We start from the raw sequence: 20,351 nt of genomic DNA on the forward strand, positions 1-20,351 counted from the left end.
GTCTTTAGTTTTCTCTTGCCTTTCTCTGTGTCTCCGTGTCTCTGTGTTGAGAGGCCTTGAACTTAATGTTTACTAAAAGAACCCCATCGCATTTGGGTTATAGCTCACTAGCAGGTTTTTAGTTTGCTGATAGTGGTCCAGCATCATCTTGTGGTTTTCACGCCCTATGCCGGATTGTTTGTAACCGCCAAATGCTGCATGCGCAGGATACAGGTGGTAGCAATTGGTCCAGACGCGGCCAGCTTCGATGGCGCGACCAACGCGGAAGGCGCGGGAACCATCGCGGGTCCATAAGCCAGCGCCCAGGCCATACAGGGTATCGTTGGCGATGGCTATCGCATCTTCTTCATCCTTGAAGGTAGTCACGGACACTACCGGGCCAAAGATTTCTTCCTGGAAGATACGCATCTTGTTGTGGCCCTGGAAGATGGTAGGCTTGACGTAATAACCCTTGGCCAGGTCGCCTTCGAGTACAATCCTTTCGCCGCCTGCCAGGAGTTGCGCGCCTTCCTGTTTGCCTATGTCGAGGTAAGACAGGATTTTTTCCAGTTGTTCGTGCGAAGCCTGTGCACCTATCATAGTGGCGCTGTCTAGCGGGTTGCCCTGTTTGATGGCGGCAACACGTTTGATGGCCCTGGCCATGAACTGGTCGTAGATGGATTCCTGTATCAGCACGCGTGAAGGGCAGGTGCAGACTTCACCCTGGTTCAGCGCAAACATGGCAAAGCCTTCCAGGCATTTGTCGAAGAAGGCATCGTCCTGCTCCATGACATCGGCAAAGAAAATATTTGGCGACTTGCCACCGAGTTCCAAAGTCACTGGAATAAGGTTTTGCGACGCATATTGCATGATCAGGCGGCCAGTACCGGTTTCACCGATGAACGCAATCTTGGCGATGCGCTTGCTTGATGCCAGTGGCTTGCCTGCCTCCAGGCCAAACCCGTTTACGACATTGAATACACCGGGTGGTAGCAGATCTTTGATCAGATCAACCAGTACCATGATGGAAGCAGGTGTCTGTTCTGCCGGTTTCATGACGATGCAATTGCCTGCGGCCAAGGCGGGTGCCATTTTCCACACCGCCATCAGGATAGGGAAATTCCAGGGAATGATCTGGCCGACGACGCCCAGCGGTTCATGAAAGTGATAGGCGTAAGTCTGGTCATCGATCTGTGAAACCGAGCCTTCCTGCGCACGTATGCAACCGGCGAAATAACGGAAGTGATCTATCGCCAGCGGGATATCTGCCGCCATGGTTTCACGTATGGGTTTACCGTTGTCTATGGTCTCTGCGGTGGCCAGCAGGGTCAGATTGGCTTCCATGCGATCAGCGATCTTGTTGAGGATATTGGCACGGTCGGCTGGCGAGGTTTTACCCCAGGCCACTTTGGCTGCATGGGCAGCATCGAGTGCCAGTTCCACATCTTCTGCGGTGGAACGCGCCACTTCGCAAAAAGCCTGGCCAATGACAGGGCTGATGTTCTCGAAATATTCACCCTTCACTGGGGCCACAAATTTACCGCCTATGAAATTATCGTAGCGTTTGGCGAAAGGATTGCTGATACCGAGTTTGCTGATGTCTGCCATATTCATGATGGTGGTCTCCGTTGTTTATTAGATGGTGCGCATAAGCTGCGACACGGGGATAACAACGCAAACGGCGTGCCATGCTGGAGATGATTTCCTGATGGAAAAATGTGGCGATTGCAAACTGGATATAGAGAAGGTACAGAGGGGATTTACTGCTGATGCTGGTGATGGATTTGCCAAGAATAAATACGTGGAGAATCCAGGTGTCACATTATTTCGCAACTCTGATCAGACTGTCACAATTTGAGACAGTCTGATCGTCAACTTTATTACTTGCTTATTGCTTACCCACGCAACTTCGCAAACGCCGCAGCCATCGCATTACCAGCAGGTGCTGGTGCCTGGGCTTGCGAGCGGTGTTGATTGAGTCGCTTGGCATCATTGCGGTCACCACGCTGTTCTGGCTTGCTGCCAGCGACAGGCGCAGCATCCATCAGGCGCATGGTCAGGGCAATGCGCTGGCGTTTGACATCGACTTCCAGCACTTTCACTTTAACGACCTGGCCAGCCTTGACGACTGTATGTGGGTCCTTGACGAAGGTGTTGGACAAGGCAGAGATATGTACCAGGCCATCCTGATGCACACCAATATCAACGAAAGCGCCAAAGGCGGCAACGTTGGTGACTACGCCTTCCAAAATCATATCAGGGCGCAAGTCCTTGATTTCTTCTACGCCGTCCTTGAAGGTGGCGGTAGTGAATTCAGGACGTGGGTCACGACCTGGTTTTTCCAGTTCACCGATGATGTCGGTGATGGTCGGCACACCAAATTTTTCATCGGCGTATTTGGCCGGATTCAAAGACTTCAGCAAGCCAGTGTCGCCGATGACACCCTTTATATCCTTCTTGATATCCGCAAGGATTTTTTCTACTAGCGGATAAGATTCAGGGTGGACTGCCGACGCATCCAGCGGGTTGCTGCCATTCATGATGCGCAAGAAACCGGCGGCTTGTTCGAAGGTCTTGTCGCCCAGGCGCGGTACAGAGCGCAAGTCGGAACGTGAATTAAACATGCCCTTGGCATCGCGGAAATTAACGATGCTTTGCGCCACGCTGGACGACAAGCCAGACACACGTGCCAGCAAAGGTGCAGAAGCCGTATTCACATCGACACCAACCGCATTCACGCAATCTTCAACGACGGCATCGAGTGATCGCGCCAGTTGTGACTGGCTGACATCATGCTGGTATTGGCCAACACCAATGGATTTAGGATCAATCTTCACCAGCTCAGCCAGCGGGTCTTGCAGGCGGCGTGCAATTGACACTGCACCACGGATGGATACATCGAGGTCAGGCAATTCTTTGGAAGCAAATTCAGAGGCGGAATACACCGATGCACCAGCTTCAGAGACCACGATCTTGGTCAGCTTGAGTTCAGGTTTGAGTTTGATCAAATCGCCTGCCAGCTTGTCGGTTTCACGCGAAGCGGTACCATTGCCGATAGAGATCAGCGAGACATTATGCTTGGCTGCCAGTTGCGCCAATACATGCAGGGAACCATCCCAGTCATTGCGCGGCTGATGTGGGTATATCGTCGCGTATTCAACTACTTTACCTGTCGCATCAACGATCGCTACCTTGACGCCGGTACGCAGGCCAGGATCCAGACCCATGGTGGCGCGTGGGCCAGCAGGTGCTGCCAGCAGCAGGGCTTTGAGGTTACGGGCGAAGACATTGATGGCTTCGATTTCTGCGGTTTCGCGCAGCTTGCCCATCAACTCAGTATCGAGATGCATGAAGACTTTGACACGCCAGGCCCAGCGCACAGTATCGACCAGCCATTTGTCGGCTGGGCGGTCTTTCTGGCTGACGCCAAAGCGGGCAGCGATGCGGCTTTCGCAGGGGTTCAGCGGCGCATCCCATTTTGGTTTCTCTTCTTCACTGTCCAGACGCAGGGTCACAGTCAGCATTTCTTCACGGCGGCCACGGAACAAAGCCAGGGCGCGGTGGGAAGGGATGGTGCCCAGGGTTTCTGAATAATCGAAATAATCAGCAAATTTTTCACCGGCTTCTTCTTTGCCAGCAACCACCTTGGATTCCACGATGCCGTGGTCATTCAGGTATTCACGCAGGGCTTGCAACAGGGTCGCATCTTCCGAGAAACGTTCCATCAGGATCTGGCGCGCACCATCAAGGGCAGCTTTGGTATCTACCACACCTGGGTTTTCGCCATTGTCGGTAGTGAAGGCGGGTTTCAGGTAGTTCGCGGCTTCTGTTTCCGGATTCAGCATCGGGTCGGCCAGCAAGGCATCAGCCAGTGGCAGCAAACCTGCTTCAACGGCGATCTGCGCCTTGGTACGGCGCTTGGGTTTGTACGGCAGGTACAAATCTTCGAGGCGGGTTTTGTCTTCGGCATGGGTGATGGCGTCCAGCAGTACCGGCGTCATCTTGCCCTGTTCTTCGATGGAAGCGATGATGGCGCTGCGGCGGTCTTCGAGTTCGCGCAGGTAGCGTAGGCGTTCTTCCAGCAAGCGTAGCTGGATATCATCCAGGCCGCCAGTCACTTCTTTACGGTAACGGGCAATAAACGGTACGGTAGCACCTTCGTCCAGCAGGGCAACAGCGGCGGCAACCTGGACTGGCTTGGCAACCAGTTCTACGGCAAGTCTTTGTTCAATCGAAGGCAACATAAATCCAGAATCCAGACAATAAAAAGCAATCAAGGCGCAGATGATACGCAATTTGCGGCTTTGCGCCAGTCTTGACAGTTGAGGCGACTAAGGTTAAAAGCCTGTTTTTTGCAAAATAGGTAATTATTTCAGCATTCCATGCGCTTGATCATGCGATTTTGCATGAATGAGGTCTTTACTTGCCTGGTGTCAGGCGCCCGTTCTCAAGAAAACTGCGTGCCTGCTGTATTTCGGCATCGCGCGCTTTCTGATCCCCAGGCGGCGGCAGATAAATGTCTGGCATGATACCGGCGACATCCACCTGCAAATGTGGGATGCGTTTTGAGCGCGTCGTCGCATAGAGCAGCTGGAATTGTCCTGACGGCAGTGCAAATGGGCGCAAATTCGAATAATCCAGCGCGCCCATGCTGCTGCGCCCCAGCAACTTTACGTTAAAACTTTGCCGTACCGTCAACAAAAATTGCTCACATGAGCTGGCGCAAGCGTTGTCCATTAATACTGCCACGCGTTTTGGCAGGTTTGCCGGAGTCGTTGGCGAGCGTTCATAAATAATTTCAGTCTGATTTGGCAGGAAGTAGTCACCAGGTTTCAGTTTGCGCATTTCTTTGGTGATGTTCTGTAAATATTCTGCGCAACTTTTCTGAGCCGGATCACTCAGGGAACAAATACTTTCCTGCACCTTGATATTGGCTGGCGTAACCAGAAATTCGGCATTGACGGTCCCGAACTCATCGGGCATCAACCAGGGTAGCAAGGCATAGTAGCTGCTGTCGGCACCACCACTGTTTTCCCTGACATCAATTATCCAGTTTGCATGGGTTTCCAATATCTCGCGCTTGGTCTTTATCAACTGCTCAAGCGCAGGCTGCACTGCATTGTCAAAACTCGGCAGTGTCAGCAGGATGGTTTTATCAGACAGGATTTTCAGTTCAGGATCAATTTTGTTTGCACTGCCTTGCAGAGTATTGCCTGCGGTGTTCTCCTTCGCAGTCAGGTACAGGTACAAATGCGATTTGCGCCAGGTGAGCAGATAATCTGTCAACACTGTTTTGCAGGTTTTCCAGTCCTTTGCTTTTGCCGCCTGTTGACGCGCCTGTGCCAGTGCCGCGTCAAAATAGGCTTGCCCCTTTTGTTTCAGATGGTCTTTTGCACCTGTATCGTTTTCAAGCATGAACGGTGCGATGGTCTCGAGGTCCGCTTTACACGAAGCAGCAATATCGGCATTGCCATCTTTGGCTGAGGCGCAAGAGTATGCAAACATGCTCAATGCGATGGTTGTAATGAACGATGCAGTCCGCATATCATTTATCCCTGATGTCAAATATGGATCGGGCCGGGATTCAATGGCGTCCCCACCACTGTCGCGACAACTGGATTTGTTGCATCGTTGACCGATAAATTGCTGACGCCATCGGGTGTCAGCAGGTAGGCATGAAATTCCCAGGTCTTGCTGTTAAAAGCGGTGCCAACTACCCAGCCCTTGTCATTGATATCTTTGGCATCCGCCAGTACCCAGCCCTCTTCACGCTGGGCCTGGTCCAGGTAGTTATTGAGGTCAACTGGCGCAGTATCGAAGGCATTCCATAAAACGGCATGTTGTTTGTAATCCCTGGCCATTTGGTAACCAACAACCTGGTCAGTATTATTGACAGCACTGGCAACAGAGGCTGAGCCAGTGCCATTGGTCAGATGTATTTCATGATTATTGCGCCAGACGGTGGCAAGGCTCTGGCTGTTCGCTGTATAGGTATAGCCGACCACGGTGCCACGGTCATTGATGTCGCTGGCCTGTCCAAATTGATTGGGTGAGAGGGCAACAATTTCGCCATTTTTCCATAAAGCAGGGTGCTGCGCACTGGAATCGGCATCTTGTGACCAGCCAGCCACTGCGCCAAAGTTGTTGATGGCTTTTGCCGCACTGTTGTGGCCTCCCAGCGTGCCCAGGTCGGTAATGGTGTCGCCATCCCATAGCACGGCATGTTGCTCGGTATTGTCGTCGTTCAGGGCAGATGTCCCGGCGACCTGTCCGGTTTCATTGATGTCGAGCGCCCTGCTTTGGTGCCGGTTATTATCGAGCGAACCCAGGTTGATGACCTGGTCATGATTCCAGACGACAGCCTGCGCCAATGGATGCGCCGCAGCCTGGTTAACCGCAACACCTGCCATGACACCATGGTTGTTCAAGCTGTATGCCACACTGCCAAAGTCATCGGTGATGGTTGTCTTGGGCACGAAATGCAGATTTTCCCACCTGGCCATATAGCCCGGACTGGCACCGGCGATCTTCCCCGGCGGGGTATCTGGGCTGACATTTCCGGCGTCACTTTTTGTATCGTAACCGGCCAGCATGCCGTCATTATTGATTGCATACACAAAACTCAGATGACCTCCAAAAGTACCCAGGTCAAGATATTCATAGCTTGGCTTTACATTGCCGTCATACGAGATAGGCGTCATTTTCATGTCTTGTTGAAAATACGTTTAAAAGGCGCATTCCAGTTTTTCAGACCAGGTTTGCTTGGGCGGAAATTTTGATTTGCGCATGCGCGACGTGAAAGTTGCAAGGCAAGAAAAATGTCCTTGTACCAAAAACAGTTTTCTTGCCTTGATTTTGTTGAAGTGAGGAACTCAAACCATGCCTGACCAGATATCGGCAGTTGCTTCATGCGTCAAAGGGGATGCTACAGTGGTAACAGCAACGGTGGCAGCGACTTGCGCGGTCTCCGGTGGCGCGGCCCCCGTCAAGCCTGTGATGCCATCAGACGTCAGCACGAATGCGTGGACTTCATGCGTTTTGGCATTCGATGCGGTACCGATTATCCAGCCCTTGTCATTGATACCCGAGGCGCCAGACAGCTGCCAGCCATCGTCAATCTGGGACTGATCAAGAAATTGATCCAGGTTGACAGGCGCGCTGTCAGGACCATTCCAGAGCAAGGCATGTTGCTGGCCATCTTTGGTCAGTTCTGAGCCGACTATCTGGTTTTTGTTATTGATGGCGTTGGTATAGGAGTAAGTTCCCGCATTACTTGTCAGTATGATTTCTTTTTGATTGATCCACACAGTGGCGCGAGAGGACTGTTGTTCATCAACGATAAACCCGGCTGCTATGCCGTAGTCATTAATGCTGGCCGCCATTCCCAAATGAGTAGGTGACAGGTTGATGATTTTGCCTTCTTTCCAGATCACCGGGTGCATGAAATCATCCGGCTTGCCGGTGGAAGCCCAGCCTGCCACGGTGCCTGTGTTATTGATGGCAAATGCCTCGCTGTACTTGCCACCCAAAGTACCCAGGTCGATGACACCCGTATCATCCCAGAGGGTAGCCCGGCTTTCGTTCGATGCACTGTTGGTAAAACTCTCGCCGACGATAACACCGTGATCGTTAATTGCCCTGGCGATGCTCTTGTACTGGCCATTACTCAAAGATGGCAGATATCTTGTTTCACCGTTTTGCCAGGCAGTTGCTACGGTCTGGGTGTGGCCATTAATGTCCTCTGACGAAGAACCGACTACGGTGGAAAGATTGTTTATTCCATAGGCGTTGCTGTCTTGCCCTGAAAGTAGTGTGGTTTTCGACACGTGATAAGAATTGTCCCAGATGGCAGCATAAGTGGCAGGTGCAAAAACGGATTCGTCACCTGGTTCATTTTTTGTATCGCTACCTGCCATCTGACCAGTATTATTGATGGCATAGACAAAACTATATTGACCGCCAAAAGTACTGAGATCTGCATAGGTATAAATATTTTTTTGAAAACTGACTTCGTTTGAGGACATGCGACAAACTCCAAAATGTTATTCTGTTTAAAAATAGAAATTTTTATATCAATGAGGTACACAGACAACTGCCTGTAAAGCCTTGCAGGCAATGGCGTTCAGCTCGATTGCCTGATAGTCCGGTGAGGTGTGGCTAGCCCCATCCCCAAATAACTGATGACTTTGACAATGTTATCATTGGATTTGTTCTCACTTTTTCAACTTTTTTTCATCTCAGGATGACAATGCTTGCTAAATTTATATTGATGAGAGTGGCGCATATCAAATTATTCACCCCTATCGCCTCTGTCGCTCTTCTGTCTGCGCTCAGCATGTCAAATGCCTGGGCCATCGAAGAATGCCAACTTAATAAAGAGTCCGTCAGTCCTGCCAACGGCAGTACCACCGCAGGCAAGACCGGCATCATGCAGTGCAGAGACAAGGATAGTGGCAAACTGCTGCGTGAACAGGAGTTGCGCGCCGGCGTGTTTATGGGGCTGTTGAGGTACTATAAAGACGGTGTTTTGTACAAGGAATACAGTGTCAATGAGCGTGGCAACAGGGATGGCAAGGCAAGGGAATTTGCCCCCAGCGGCCAGGTAGTGAGAGAAGAAAATTATGTAAACAGCAATAGTCGTGGCCTGCAACGCGAATGGTATCCGAACGGTGTCGTGCGCCGCATCAGTTTTATCGGGGACGCACCAAAAGAAAAAGCCAGCGTCAGGTACACACCTGACAAACAACTCGCTGAGCTTGAATGTGCGGATAAGCCTCTGCTGGCACCGCACGTCAATGATGCCGCCCTGTGCGGCTTTCAGAGCAAGCCTTCTGTCGTGCAATTATTCAATGATAGCGGCCGCTTGAAAAGCCAGTTCAACTTGGTGGCCGGTGTCAGCCAGCAATCAACTTATTTCCATGAAAACGGTAAGCCGGACACAACGGAAGAGCTCACTGCGAAGCAAAGGATACGGAAAATCTATTCAGATACCGGGGTGTTGCGCAAGGAAACCATCTGGAATGTAACGGAAAAGCCAGCAGTGCTGGAGCGCGAAGTTGAATACCATGAAAGCGGCGCAAAATTGCGCGAGCAGATTTTTGCTATCTCAGAAAAAGACGGGCGCAAGCAAAATCGCTTGCAGACGGAGGCCAGTTTTTACCTGAACGGGCAAAGTAAAAGCGTGGAAAAGTTTTCCTTTGACGGCAAGGAAGAAAGCAAGGAAACGCGTCGCTACTTCGACAATGGCCAGCTTGCCAGTACTGGCAGGTATATCCTTGATGGGCGCTACAGCTCACGCGCTGTCGGTGTGCATCAGAGTTTTTCACAAAGCGGGAAATTGCTCAGCGAGTCCTTTTATGATGACAAGGGCCGCATACAGCGTGAACGTCTGCTTGATGAAAGCGGCAAAGTGCTGACGGATGATTTGCTATTTGAAGATGGTTCGCGCAAAGCGTATGCGAAATAAGTTATTCGTTGCTGAAGCAGAAACCAATCTCTGTGTGTGAAAGCGGAGGTGGCATGCCGCTTTTCCATGGTTATTTTAGTCGACGTACATGGAAAAAATATGCTGTCAGCATGTTTTTTCTTCCCACTATTTTCTTTTGCTTATCGGCTTGCAGCACATTGCAGGGGACCGCTAACTCCAGTGTGAATTTAAGTGACTTCCGGTTCGCAGATGGTGGCCATGCCATTTACTATCAACTGGAAAAGTCAGCATTGCCACTCTCACGTGCCCTTGCCAGCCAGACCGCCGGGGTGACAGACAATCTGATGTTCGTTATTTCCGGTTCTGACTGTATCAGCATGGGAGCGTTTTTGCCGCAATATTTCACCGGGCTGGAGGGTGAATCGGGCAGCATTAACATCTTCATTCTGCATAAACGTTACATCCCCCCTGGTGGTAACGGTGTGTCGTGTGGCGAGGCGTTTGTGCGCAATGATTACCCTTCGCGCTGGCAGGCTGATCAACTCGAATTTATTTCCGCACAACTGGCTGCTTTGGCGCAACGTGGTCAACACCCGAAACGTTTGATCATCTTCGGCATTTCAGAGGGAGCAGAACTGGCACCCATACTGGCGCAGCATGTGCATGCGACGCACCTGGTTTTAGTTTCTCACGCGGGTTTGAATGCCCTGGATGCCTACCGCACCCTGGCTCAACAACATGCGTCCATGCAGGTGGGCTGGCAGCAGTTGCAGGCAGCACTTGGCGAGGTGCCAGCCGATAAAGATACGATGCGCATACACGGTCGGAGCTGGCGTTACTGGTCAGAAATTGCCACCATTCCTCAACAGCACAATTTATTGCAGGCAGGCATCCCTATTTTGTTGGGCGTGGGCGAAGCGGATCCTGTTATCCCACCGTTCGCCCTGGATCATTTGCAAGCGGCTTTCCAGGCGGCAAACAGGCAAATAAGGATATTGCGTTTTCCCAACGCTGGACACAATCTGGCCGGCGATGGGGAAAATTATCTGCCTGATTTCATGCATCAACTGGATAACTGGCTGCTTGAAACGCCGGCCAGATAGACAGGAGCAAAGCGGCTTTTTCTGGCAATGGGCATAAAGTGTTCACACGGCAACTCCATTACAACTGGTTACATATGTTCTTTTTTGTAGCAGTTCTTTCAATGACAAAAATGCAAAGGCTTACTATACTTATTGGCTGTGCATGCGCATAGTGTTTTTCCATGTGTATTTGCTTTCCCACTTCTCTGGTTTTTACAATAACGATAATTATGCGCCTATCAATTTTCTCTTATACCCCACTTGTTGCTGCACTGGTGCTGACTGGCTGTGTCACAACGCCAACGCATGACAGCAAAGTAGCTGCGTCTCTGTCTGTCGCAAAATCTGGCCAGATTGACGAAGCAATCAAACAGGTAGAAGCGCAAACGCAAGGCGCTAATCAAACCGACTTGCTGCTGAACCTGGAAAAAGGCGAATTGATGCGCATAGGCAAGCGCTATAAAGACAGTCAGGATGCGTTTGACGTAGCCGACACCAAAGTCAAACTGTGGGAAGAAACTGCCAGGACTTCGCCACAAAAACTGATGGGTCAGATCGGTGCCACTATCATGGGCGATGCCAGCCGCGATTATGAAGGACAGGATTACGAGAAAGTCATGCTGACCACGCGCATGGCCATGAATCGTTTGAATCTTGGTGACCTTGATACTGCCCGTGTAGATATCAAGCGTACCCATGAACGTGAAGCGGTGATTGCAGAATTCCGTGCCAAGGAAACCGCTGAAGCTGAAAAAGAAGCCAAGGACAAAGGCGTCAGCTCTACCGGCAAGGAATTGAATGGCTATCCTGTCGAAACCCTCAACGACCCGGAAGTATTGAAACTCAAGAACGGTTACCAGAATGCATTGAGCCACTACATGGCTGGCTTCGTCTATGAAGCTTTGAATGAGCCTGGCCTGGCCGCACCTGGTTATCGCAAGGCGATTGAATTACGCCCTGATTTGCCAGTGTTGGAAGATGGTCTCAAAGGACTGGATCAGCGTACCAGTTTCCGCCGTAAAAAAGGCGTGACCGATGTGCTGTTTGTTATTGAGACTGGTAATTCGCCAGCGCGGCAATCCAAGAAAATTGCTTTCCCTGTGCCAACTGGTCGTGGCCTGGTGACGGTATCTTTCGCCTTCCCTGTGATTTATCCTGATCCTAATGCGCCACGAGTTGACACCATACGTGTCGGCAACCAGGTATTGCCGACAGCGCTCGTGACCGATTTCAACGTCATGGCCCGTAAGGCCCTCAAAGATGAATTGCCGGGCATACAGGTACGTGCAGCGATACGCGCAGTGACCAAGGCTGTCGTGCAAGATCAGGTTAACAAACGCATGGGCCCGCTGGCTGGCCTGGCTGCCAATATTGCCGTGGCTGCGACTGAAAGCCCGGCAGATGACCGCATGTGGCGCAGCCTGCCAGAACGCGTGTTTGTGGCGCGTGCATTTATTGCCCCGGGTGAGTACGATGTGAATTTCTCCAATCGCCCCGGCGATAGCGTCAAGCTGACGGTAGATGGCCGCTACATGGTGGTGCCAGTACGCATGTATCAGGATAAAATGTATCTGGGCGACCAGGCAAAATTTGGTGCGGTAACGCCAGTGGCACAATTGCAGGCTGATCCTGAACCAAAAGCCGAAGCACCAGCAAAACCTACAGGCAAGAAACCGGTAGTTAAAAAAGCAGTTGCAACAACCACGACCAGCAAATCCAACTGAAGAGAAGAGCTCATATGAAAAAGATTTCCACTCAATTTGCAGCATGTGCGGCCCTGGTTGCAGCATGTTTTGTGACGCCGGTAATGGCAGCCGATGACATACCCAATGCGATTTCCGCCGGCATAGCAGCCAAGTTGCTGGTACGCGGCACGCTCGAAGGTGTACAGGTGACGGATTTGCGTTCGCAACGCAAGAATGATGTCATGGTGGTTCAGGCAGAAATGGTCAACCTGACCGTCAGGGATGTACGCGTCTATTATCGTTTCCGCTGGACAGACTCAGCCGGCATGCAGGTCGGTGATGGCGAAGTATGGAAACCATTGATGATTTTGGGCAAACAAAGTCAGTTCATCAAGGGAACAGCCTATGGCCCGCAAGCGACCGATTTCCAGATTGAGATGAGCGCAGAGCCACGCTAATCTACCAAGACGACCACATTATTTACGGAGTACATATGAAAAGCATTTCCTCAATTTCCAAAACCTGCGCCATGCTGGCACTGGTTGGCCTGTCCACTTTTACGCTGAGTGCCTGCCAGACAAAACTGTCGCAGCCCACAGTCAGCCTGGCACGCCAGACGACATATGGTGATAACAAGGCTGTTGAAACTGTCACCAATGAATTCGGTTCTACCGATCTGCAAATGATTGCAGAAAAAATGGTCGGGTCTCTGCTGGAAGATCCGGTACTGGCAAATCGCCCGACCATGACTTTGGCTGGTGTACGCAACAAGACCAGCGAATACATCGACACCAAATCCATCATGAACACTATCCAGACTGCACTGGTGAAAAGCCGCAAGGTCAAGTTCACCCGCAGTGCTGATGAAATGCAGCAAGGTGTTGATGAATTGCAGCGTCAAAACCAGAGTGGTCTGTACAAGGCTCAGGGCAAGGCCAAAGTCGGTAATATGAGTGCCGCCAAGTATTCCCTCGAAGGCGAAATTGTTTCCATCGTCAAGCAAAGCGCCAACACCAAGGACGTGTTCTACAAAATGACGTTGAAGTTGTATGACATTGAAGATGGCTCTATCGAATGGCAAGACGAAAAAGAAATTCGTAAAACTTCCAAGCGCTAATCCTTAAAGAGGAAATACGATGTTGAATCTGAAAAAATTAATGGCAGGCGTATTCTGCTCCATGGCGGCAGTCAGCGCCTATGCCGCAGAACCAAGAATCGCCGTCACCGACCTGACTTATGAAGAAAAAGTCAGTGAATATTTCCGTGTGGTTTCTGCTTCCAGCAAAAGCAGCGTCAGGGGTAGCTATAGCGAACGTGAAACCGATCGCAGTTATTCTCAGCGCGGCAATATCAATGCCAAGAGCGAAAGCAATTACTACGAAGCCGAAGGTTTCTACACCTATATCGACCGTGGCGAGTTGAAGACCTACACAGCAGATCTGAAAGGCGCACTGATCAAAGGCGGCGGCGTCAGCCTGGTACAGGCGCGCCCGTATGTCGGCAAGCCCATGGAAAAAATCTACGATATCATCGGCCGTATTAAACAGGGCATGTACCCTGGCGCAGATTATGTTCTGTTTGGCACGGTCAGCAACATACAGTTCCGCCAGGAAAGCAATCAGCTGCAATATGGCAATTCCATGACAGCCAGCCTGTCGCTGGATCTGGTTGCTGATTTCAGCCTCATCAATACCAAGACCTATGAAATCAAGGCGGCTTTCAGCGCCAGCGGTTCTGGTGTTGATACCAAGATCATCAGCCGTGCCGGTGACCGCGTCGTGTTCAACCGCGGCAAAGTCATGCAGGAAACTTCGCGCAGCCTGGCCGATGCCGCTTACGATGAATTGCTGGTCCAGTTTGGCGCACCGCGTGGTGCCAACCGTGGCCAGAATTCCCGCATGCAGGGGCAGCCAGTGACACCGGTACAAAATCCTGAACCGGTGACTGTCTACAAGTAATTCAATCTGCAATAACTTGCACACTCGGTCATGGTAAAAAAATGGCTGACCAGATGGTCAGCCATTTTCATTTGTGCCAGGTGAGAATTTATCTGCCTGGACTCACGCCTCAGGATTGATATCAACCTTGTACAAATTTTTGCCATCGATATCGTGCAGCGACACTGTCATCACCTTGGTCTTCGCGTCGATTTTGGCGATGCCAAAGAATTGCAGCAAATCTGCTGGCGAGCGATTTTGCTTCAGGTCTTTCGGTACGCTGACATAGCGCACGTCGGGGCCAAAAGTCTGATCGACATCATTGGGACCAAATGTGCCCGCGTTCAAAGGGCCGCCAACGAATTCCCAGAATGGCTTGAAGTCGGTAAAGCTGGCTTTCTCGGGTGAATAATAGGTGGCGGATGCATAGTGCACGTCTGCGGTGACCCAGACGACGTTCTTGATATGATGCTGTTTGATGAATTTCAATAATTCTGCAATTTCCAGTTCGCGTCCCATTGGTTTGCCATTGTCACCATTGGCCCAGGCTTCAAACGTGCCTTGCGGTACATCCGGGTTCAGGTCGGGAACAACGAGAGAAATCGGCATATCGCTGGCGATGACTTTCCAGGTCGAGCGTGAACGCAGCAGAGCCTGTTTTATCCATTGCAATTGTGCCTTGCCCAGGAAGGCGGCATCCTTGTCCAGCCTGCTTTGACGATTGGGTGAATTGGCCCCGCGATAGCTGCGCTCGTCGAGCATGAACACTTCCAGCATGGGGCCGTAGTTGAACATGCGGTAAATGCGCTCAGGATCGTTCTCGTCTACGCGATAAGGGTTGTATTCAAACATGGCGCGGCGGGAATTTTGCGCCAGGGTATTCAGGTCACGTTCGTGATAGCGTTTTTCAGCCGCGCCGATCTGTTGACCCGGATACCAGTTGTTGCGCACTTCATGGTCATCCCATTGCACCAGGAAAGGCACTTCGGCAGCGAAGCGACGCTTGTTGGCGTCCAGGAAGTTATAGGCGAAATTGCCGCGGTAGTCTTCCAGGGTTTCTGCTACCTTGGATTTTGCTGGTGTCACCAGATTATTCCACAGGCTGCCATCGTCAAGTTTGACTTGTGCCTGTATCGTCCCGTCAGCATAAATCTGGTCGCCGGAATGAATGAAGAAATCAGGCTGGAAACGGCGCATGCTTTCATAAATGCGGTAACCGCCGAAGCTTTCATTGATACCCCAGCCCTGACCAGCTTCATCACCTGAGAAGGCGAACGTGATGTCGCGCTCTGTACCGCCAGGTAACAGCAAGCTACCAGTTACAGCTTCACTGTTTGCCGATGGATTTTGCAAGTCCTGGAAACGCACACGGTAAAAAGTACGTTGGCCGGCAGGCAAGCCACTGAGGTCTACGCGCGCCGTGTAATCGCTGCCGGGTAATGCCAGCGGCCCGCTGATGCTGCGCGCGTCTTTGAAGGCTTCATTGTTGGCATATTCAACCAGCATGCGGGCTGGCCGGTCGGTGCGGCTCCAGATGATGGCTCTGTCCCTGGTAATGTCTCCGCTCATGACACCGCAAGGCAATTGCGGGCGCAATTTGTCTGAGGTGATATAGGCCGGTGACAGAGCAAATGCCGGCAATGCTGATCCACCTAAAAGAGTGCCGGCACCAACGGTGGCCTGGCGTAAAAACTGGCGACGCGAAGTCTTGCGGGAGTTTTGCATGGCTTTACAGAGTTGAGTATGGATGCTTTAGGAGTCTCCGGTTGAGTGGGTGGACAGGGTCGCTTGATTAAGCCGCACAGTTGCAAGACTGAATCATGAGTACCACAGGCCTTAAGTAAGCTTACGCACCCACTCAATCCAGGTTTTCCTCATTGTAAGATCTCTGTATGACCAGATGATGTCAGTTCAATTAGTTTTGATGGCGAGATTTGCGGTAGTCGATGACAGTAAGAACTGTGACCATTAACATTCCCAGTGGTAATAGCCAGGCAGAGAGCATCACCATGACACCGAGATAAGGTGCACGCGTCAGTGCCCCTTCGTAGGGATGAAATTCCACAGGATCGACCGGGGCGCGTTGCTGGCTATCCAATACCTTGACCATCATGACTGTTGTTTTGTACTGTGCTGCATGCGGTTCTTGTATATTAAAAGCCATGCCAGGTCGCCCTGTCTGTGCATAGTGCAGGTTTTCGAGGTCAGTGGCCAGACAATTGGTCATAGCCAATGACAGCCAAATCAGGCAACTCATGTAGCTCGGGTAACTCCGGTAACTCAACAAGGTGAAGATTTGCTTCATCATTTCAGTACTCTTTTCTGTTGTAAAAAAAGATTCTCTTCATGTGGAGCGCCAGGTTTTTCTGGTCAGGAATTGCAATGCCGTTGTATCAGCCAGATCCAGCGCAGGCATGGGCTTTTCCGGGGCATGGATTTTGCCGGCGCCATGAATGACACCGAGCTTCACTTTGCGCAACTTGACGTTGATGGTAATCAGGGTTTCCGTCCTTTTTTGACGAGTTTCATTAAAAGTCGCCAGCCAGTAGATGTCGTCAACTTTCAGCGTTTCTGCCCTGATGTTGTCGCGAACCGGATCTGCAAAGGGCAGGCCGGGACTATTGATGTTGCCAGCTGTCCGGGAAATGATGTCGATAGATGTGATAGTCATGATTTCTTGTCTCCTTGCATCGCTTTTGAAGCCTGTTTCATCAAGCCATGGCCAATGTCAGGCATTAATAGGTATAAAACGGGACGCCTGGTCAGCAAGCACAGGCACCAAGTGCATTTGCTGAACAGGCGCTGTGGAAAATCATCAATCTATCTTCCAGACATATTGCACCTTGGTCCAGCTTTGCTGCGGTACGCCATCCACCGTGCCTGGCTTGAAGCGGCATATGGACAGTGCCTGGGCTGCGGCACGGTCAAGTGTGCGGAAACCGCTGGAAGAATCGGTTTTGGTTTCCAGGACGCGCCCATCGGACCCGATCAGCATTGAGAACGTGACGGTACCAGTTTCATCATTGCGTATGGAGCTGGCAGGGTAGACCGGCTTGGTGCAGGCGTTCATGTCTACCACCGCAGCAACATGGTGGGGAGTTTTGGCAAGAGCCGGTGATTCAGTACTGGTTCCGGTACTGCCCTCGACACTACCGTTTTCTGTTTTACCCTTTCCCTCATTGGCATCGCTGGTTTTTTTTGCTATGCCGGATTCATCTGCCGCTGGTTTCACTTTGGTTTCTACCTCAGGGAAATAAGGTGGTGGATCTTTAGGCGTTGGCAGTTCTCGGTCGAACTTGGGTTGCTCAGGCTCCTGCACTTTCGGCTCCGTTATTTTTTCAAGAATGATGGGGCGAGAAGTTGGTAAAGAAATCTTGATCTTCATGTCGTTAAGGACGACAGCCAGCAGGGCGACGTGCAGCAGGGAGACTATGCCAAGACGTGACATGCGTTTGAAGGGAGTTTGCTTGTTTTCAGTGAATTCCATTTTTTCCTCCAGAGGTTTAGCCTAGCCTGACAAAGCTCTACGCGGATGACATACGGATTTGTCTTGATTTTTAATGTCAAGTGCAATCAAGATGCTTTAAGATAGCAATAAAAATGACACTTGAAAAGCAATTAAGGTAAATATTTAAAGTATTTTTGTTGCGTAATTATGGAAGGTTGCCCATGTCAAATGATTTTTTATGAATAATTCCACCTTTTAATGCCAGGAGAGTTTTGTGCTTCATAGCTAAAATCGAGGGATATTCGTGGTTTTTTGCTTAAAATAAAAAATTGCTAGTAAAAAGCATTATCATTGCGTTCAATGAGTAAAATAATTCTCTACCTAGGCAGAAAGTGTTGTGTATATGCAAAAGCAAGCTGGCATTCGTGTTTTATTGGCCGACGATCATCCCATCGTCATGACGGGCTTTGCAATGTCGCTCGGCAGTCTGGGTATAGAAGTCGCAGGGCAAGCCAGAAATCCGCAGGAAGCGTTTGAGCAATATGCCGCCTTGAAGCCGGATGTGGTCATACTCGACATCCGTTTTGGCGCTGAGCTGACGGGGCTGGATGCCGCCCGCGATATTTTGCGTGAGTTTCCTGATGCAAATATCATTTTCCTCAGCCAGTTTGATCAGGACGCCTTGATCAAGGAAGCTTATCGCCTCGGCGCAAAAGCCTTTGTTACCAAGGACTGTGATCCGGCTGACCTGGCGCTGGCCGTGCAGCGCGCCCATCAAGGAGAACTGTATTTCCTGCCTCAGATTGCTGAGCGTCTTGCCAACCTGTCTGTGCGTGGTGATGATTCGCCCCAATCATTATTGGGGGAACGTGATCTCGAAATTTTCAAATTGATGGCAGAAGGTCTGACCAATGCAGAAATTGCCGAGCGCCTTGAGCTTTCGCTGAAAACCATCAGCAACGTCAGTCAGGCCATCAAGGAAAAACTCGGCGTGCACCGGCCAGCCTATATCACCAAGCTGGCTGTCAAACATGGCCTGATCGCCCCATGACAAGCAGCCTGAGAACCATGCATCGCGGGTCGCAATGAAATTGCGCGCCTTACAGTGGAAAAACTGGGATCTGCGTTCACGCCTGTTCCTGATTATCCTGCTGCCGGTTGTTTTCATGTTCTGTTCCATCGTCTGGTATTCGTATCACTCTCGTTTTGAAGAAGCGAAGGGAGAGCTGCGCGAGCGGGCATATGTGATTTCTACTGCCCTGGCAGAAAGTGTGGCTTACAACCTGCACACCAGGAACATGCCGGGGCTGAAGAACACCATGACGGATGTCATGCAGTCTGACCGCAACATACATAAAATCGACATCCTTGATGCCGATAAAAAGAACCTGGTGTATATCATCACCGTCGATACGGATGGGCTACTTGAACCCTATGTTGAAGTACCGGTCAAGAACCAGATGGTGTGGATCAACTTGCCGAAGGAACCGGAGAGTGCAAAGTCTGGCATATGGTCATTGGACAAACCACAGGGCGCAGACAACATGGTGGAAAAAAATGCCGGTATCGCAGGTTATGTCAGGGTCACCATGTCGACCACGCGCATGCTTGACAAGCAAAGCCAGCGCTTCCTTTTCGAGCTGGCCATCAGCGCAGTGGCATTGTTTGTCAGCGCCGTGCTGGCGGTATACCTGGCGCTGAGCTTGACCCGTCCCTTGCAGACTTCTATCGAAACCTTGCGCGAAATTCGTAACGGGGATTATTCGACCACGCTGGAAGTCAGCACCGGTGGCGAAATCGGTGATTTGCAGACTTCCATCAATGCCATGTCTGTCAGCCTGCAGCAGGCCAAGCAGGATCTGGAAAACAAGGTACAGGACAGGACGCGGGACCTGGTCGCGTCTCGCAATGAAGCACTGAAAGCCAATGCCGAAAAAAGAAAACTCATACAGAAAGTGCACAGCATCGTTGAAGATGAGCGCAAAAGTATTGCCATAGAAATTCATGATGAACTTAATGCTTCACTTATCGCCGCAAGGCTGGAAGCACAGCGTATACAACATCTAGCATCGCAGGCTGAAGCCAGCTCGGTCAACACGGAAATCCAGGAACGTGCCAGAGCCATCATCAAACTGACGTTGGATTTGTATGCCAATGGCCGCAATCTGGTCAGGCGTTTACGGCCGGAAGTATTGGATATGCTGGGGTTGCCAGGCGCTGTAGAAGATATGCTGCGCAATTACAATACCAATAGCGATTGCCGTTTTCAATTCGACAGTGATGGTGATTTCTCCGATATCGACAGTGGCCTGGCAATTTCTGCCTATCGCATCATGCAGGAAGCCTTGTCTAATATTGTCAAGCATGCACAGGCGCACAATGTGCATGTGTCATTGACACGTATAGAAGGTGGTAGGCAAGGCAATGCGCCAGAGGACAAGCAAGAAAATAAGCAAGATGAAAAACGCCTGGTTATCGAAGTGCGTGACGATGGCCAAGGTTTTGATCCTGATTTGACGACCGCGGGCATAGGCTTGACCGGCATGAAAGAGCGTGTTGCTGCCTATAACGGCACGTTGCTGGTAGCGTCAGTTGTGCAAAACACTGCGCCTTCAGATGCAGACGGTGATCTGCCGTCGACGGGCACGGTGATCACAATCAGCTTGCCACTTTTATTGGATCACGCTGCATCAATATCAACAACGCAAAGCCTGGAACCAGCAGGCTGAAACAGCAGGCAGGATGCGCGCCAGATAAAAACTTTTCTTATCAATCACGCTTGACTTAGAGCGT

The 20,351-nt window shown here is 50.9% G+C and carries 17 protein-coding genes; 8 read left to right on the top strand and 9 right to left on the bottom strand.

Translation table 11 applies throughout. The features are described 5' to 3' along the window. Positions 1-72: 72 nt before the first annotated feature. The 5 genes from adh to ACO0LH_RS15085 form a co-directional block, all read right to left on the bottom strand. On the bottom strand, positions 73-1,593 hold the full coding sequence (adh, locus tag ACO0LH_RS15065) for an aldehyde dehydrogenase (protein ID WP_422941917.1): 1,521 nt from the start codon (positions 1,591-1,593) through the stop codon (positions 73-75). Between the two features lie 281 nt (positions 1,594-1,874). Then, a complete protein-coding gene (locus ACO0LH_RS15070; protein ID WP_422941918.1) occupies positions 1,875-4,223 on the bottom strand; it encodes a Tex family protein in 2,349 nt (782 codons plus the stop codon). A gap of 175 nt (positions 4,224-4,398) precedes the next feature. Continuing rightward, a complete protein-coding gene (locus ACO0LH_RS15075) occupies positions 4,399-5,484 on the bottom strand; it encodes a S41 family peptidase (RefSeq protein WP_422941919.1) in 1,086 nt (361 codons plus the stop codon). Between the two features lie 56 nt (positions 5,485-5,540). Beyond that, on the bottom strand, positions 5,541-6,680 hold the full coding sequence (locus ACO0LH_RS15080) for a DUF3466 family protein (protein WP_422941920.1): 1,140 nt from the start codon (positions 6,678-6,680) through the stop codon (positions 5,541-5,543). Between the two features lie 171 nt (positions 6,681-6,851). Then, entirely contained in the window at positions 6,852-8,003 is a 1,152-nt protein-coding gene (locus ACO0LH_RS15085) for a DUF3466 family protein (protein ID WP_422941921.1), read from the bottom strand. 224 nt (positions 8,004-8,227) lie between these two features. Here ACO0LH_RS15085 and ACO0LH_RS15090 point away from each other — a divergent pair, with 224 nt between their 5' ends. The 6 genes from ACO0LH_RS15090 to ACO0LH_RS15115 all read left to right on the top strand — a co-directional run bounded on the left by ACO0LH_RS15090 (position 8,228) and on the right by ACO0LH_RS15115 (position 14,131). Then, a complete protein-coding gene (locus ACO0LH_RS15090) occupies positions 8,228-9,445 on the top strand; it encodes a toxin-antitoxin system YwqK family antitoxin (protein ID WP_422941922.1) in 1,218 nt (405 codons plus the stop codon). Between the two features lie 182 nt (positions 9,446-9,627). Continuing rightward, the gene (locus tag ACO0LH_RS15095) at positions 9,628-10,509 is read left to right on the top strand and encodes an alpha/beta hydrolase family protein (RefSeq protein WP_422941923.1); all 882 of its coding nucleotides are present in this window, start codon (positions 9,628-9,630) and stop codon (positions 10,507-10,509) included. 209 nt (positions 10,510-10,718) lie between these two features. After that, positions 10,719-12,212: a COG3014 family protein gene (locus ACO0LH_RS15100; RefSeq protein ID WP_422941924.1), complete on the top strand. Its 1,494-nt coding sequence runs from the start codon at positions 10,719-10,721 to the stop codon at positions 12,210-12,212. Positions 12,213-12,226: 14 nt separating this feature from the next. Further along, positions 12,227-12,631 (top strand): YcfL family protein, encoded by a 405-nt coding sequence (locus ACO0LH_RS15105; RefSeq protein ID WP_422941925.1) that lies wholly within the window; start codon positions 12,227-12,229, stop codon positions 12,629-12,631. Positions 12,632-12,666: 35 nt separating this feature from the next. Continuing rightward, positions 12,667-13,290 carry a penicillin-binding protein activator LpoB gene (lpoB, locus tag ACO0LH_RS15110; RefSeq protein ID WP_422941926.1) on the top strand — a complete coding sequence of 208 codons (624 nt, stop codon included), beginning with the start codon at positions 12,667-12,669 and terminating at the stop codon, positions 13,288-13,290. A 19-nt stretch (positions 13,291-13,309) separates the two neighbouring features. Beyond that, positions 13,310-14,131, top strand: a complete 822-nt coding sequence (locus ACO0LH_RS15115) for a hypothetical protein (protein WP_422941927.1) — start codon at positions 13,310-13,312, stop codon at positions 14,129-14,131. A gap of 102 nt (positions 14,132-14,233) precedes the next feature. On the opposite strand, the gene ACO0LH_RS15120 is transcribed toward ACO0LH_RS15115, so the two are convergent. The 4 genes from ACO0LH_RS15120 to ACO0LH_RS15135 form a co-directional block, all read right to left on the bottom strand. Then, on the bottom strand, positions 14,234-15,835 hold the full coding sequence (locus ACO0LH_RS15120) for an alkaline phosphatase D family protein (protein WP_422941928.1): 1,602 nt from the start codon (positions 15,833-15,835) through the stop codon (positions 14,234-14,236). Positions 15,836-16,025: 190 nt separating this feature from the next. Beyond that, complete coding sequence (locus ACO0LH_RS15125; RefSeq protein WP_422941929.1) at positions 16,026-16,418, bottom strand: hypothetical protein; 393 nt, start codon at positions 16,416-16,418, stop codon at positions 16,026-16,028. Between the two features lie 36 nt (positions 16,419-16,454). Then, complete coding sequence (locus ACO0LH_RS15130; protein WP_422941930.1) at positions 16,455-16,781, bottom strand: hypothetical protein; 327 nt, start codon at positions 16,779-16,781, stop codon at positions 16,455-16,457. Between the two features lie 144 nt (positions 16,782-16,925). Continuing rightward, on the bottom strand, positions 16,926-17,597 hold the full coding sequence (locus tag ACO0LH_RS15135; protein WP_422941931.1) for an energy transducer TonB: 672 nt from the start codon (positions 17,595-17,597) through the stop codon (positions 16,926-16,928). Between the two features lie 364 nt (positions 17,598-17,961). Between ACO0LH_RS15135 and ACO0LH_RS15140 the strand changes: the two genes are divergently transcribed. Both ACO0LH_RS15140 and ACO0LH_RS15145 read left to right on the top strand, forming a co-directional pair. Beyond that, the gene (locus ACO0LH_RS15140) at positions 17,962-18,609 is read left to right on the top strand and encodes a response regulator (RefSeq protein WP_422941932.1); all 648 of its coding nucleotides are present in this window, start codon (positions 17,962-17,964) and stop codon (positions 18,607-18,609) included. Between the two features lie 34 nt (positions 18,610-18,643). Beyond that, a complete protein-coding gene (locus ACO0LH_RS15145; RefSeq protein ID WP_422941933.1) occupies positions 18,644-20,287 on the top strand; it encodes a HAMP domain-containing sensor histidine kinase in 1,644 nt (547 codons plus the stop codon). Positions 20,288-20,351: the final 64 nt, after the last annotated feature.

This window comes from Undibacterium sp. TJN19 (assembly GCF_049339485.1).
Classification (GTDB): domain Bacteria; phylum Pseudomonadota; class Gammaproteobacteria; order Burkholderiales; family Burkholderiaceae_D; genus Undibacterium.

Coding starts and splice junctions, on each gene's coding strand:
- adh (WP_422941917.1), bottom strand. CDS start 1,593: ATGAATATGGCAGACATCAGCAAACTCGGTATCAGCAATCCTTTCGCC.
- ACO0LH_RS15070 (WP_422941918.1), bottom strand. CDS start 4,223: ATGTTGCCTTCGATTGAACAAAGACTTGCCGTAGAACTGGTTGCCAAG.
- ACO0LH_RS15075 (WP_422941919.1), bottom strand. CDS start 5,484: ATGTTTGCATACTCTTGCGCCTCAGCCAAAGATGGCAATGCCGATATT.
- ACO0LH_RS15080 (WP_422941920.1), bottom strand. CDS start 6,680: ATGACGCCTATCTCGTATGACGGCAATGTAAAGCCAAGCTATGAATAT.
- ACO0LH_RS15085 (WP_422941921.1), bottom strand. CDS start 8,003: ATGTCCTCAAACGAAGTCAGTTTTCAAAAAAATATTTATACCTATGCA.
- ACO0LH_RS15090 (WP_422941922.1), top strand. CDS start 8,228: ATGCTTGCTAAATTTATATTGATGAGAGTGGCGCATATCAAATTATTC.
- ACO0LH_RS15100 (WP_422941924.1), top strand. CDS start 10,719: ATGCGCCTATCAATTTTCTCTTATACCCCACTTGTTGCTGCACTGGTG.
- ACO0LH_RS15105 (WP_422941925.1), top strand. CDS start 12,227: ATGAAAAAGATTTCCACTCAATTTGCAGCATGTGCGGCCCTGGTTGCA.
- lpoB (WP_422941926.1), top strand. CDS start 12,667: ATGAAAAGCATTTCCTCAATTTCCAAAACCTGCGCCATGCTGGCACTG.
- ACO0LH_RS15115 (WP_422941927.1), top strand. CDS start 13,310: ATGTTGAATCTGAAAAAATTAATGGCAGGCGTATTCTGCTCCATGGCG.
- ACO0LH_RS15120 (WP_422941928.1), bottom strand. CDS start 15,835: ATGCAAAACTCCCGCAAGACTTCGCGTCGCCAGTTTTTACGCCAGGCC.
- ACO0LH_RS15125 (WP_422941929.1), bottom strand. CDS start 16,418: ATGATGAAGCAAATCTTCACCTTGTTGAGTTACCGGAGTTACCCGAGC.
- ACO0LH_RS15130 (WP_422941930.1), bottom strand. CDS start 16,781: ATGACTATCACATCTATCGACATCATTTCCCGGACAGCTGGCAACATC.
- ACO0LH_RS15135 (WP_422941931.1), bottom strand. CDS start 17,597: ATGGAATTCACTGAAAACAAGCAAACTCCCTTCAAACGCATGTCACGT.
- ACO0LH_RS15140 (WP_422941932.1), top strand. CDS start 17,962: ATGCAAAAGCAAGCTGGCATTCGTGTTTTATTGGCCGACGATCATCCC.
- ACO0LH_RS15145 (WP_422941933.1), top strand. CDS start 18,644: ATGAAATTGCGCGCCTTACAGTGGAAAAACTGGGATCTGCGTTCACGC.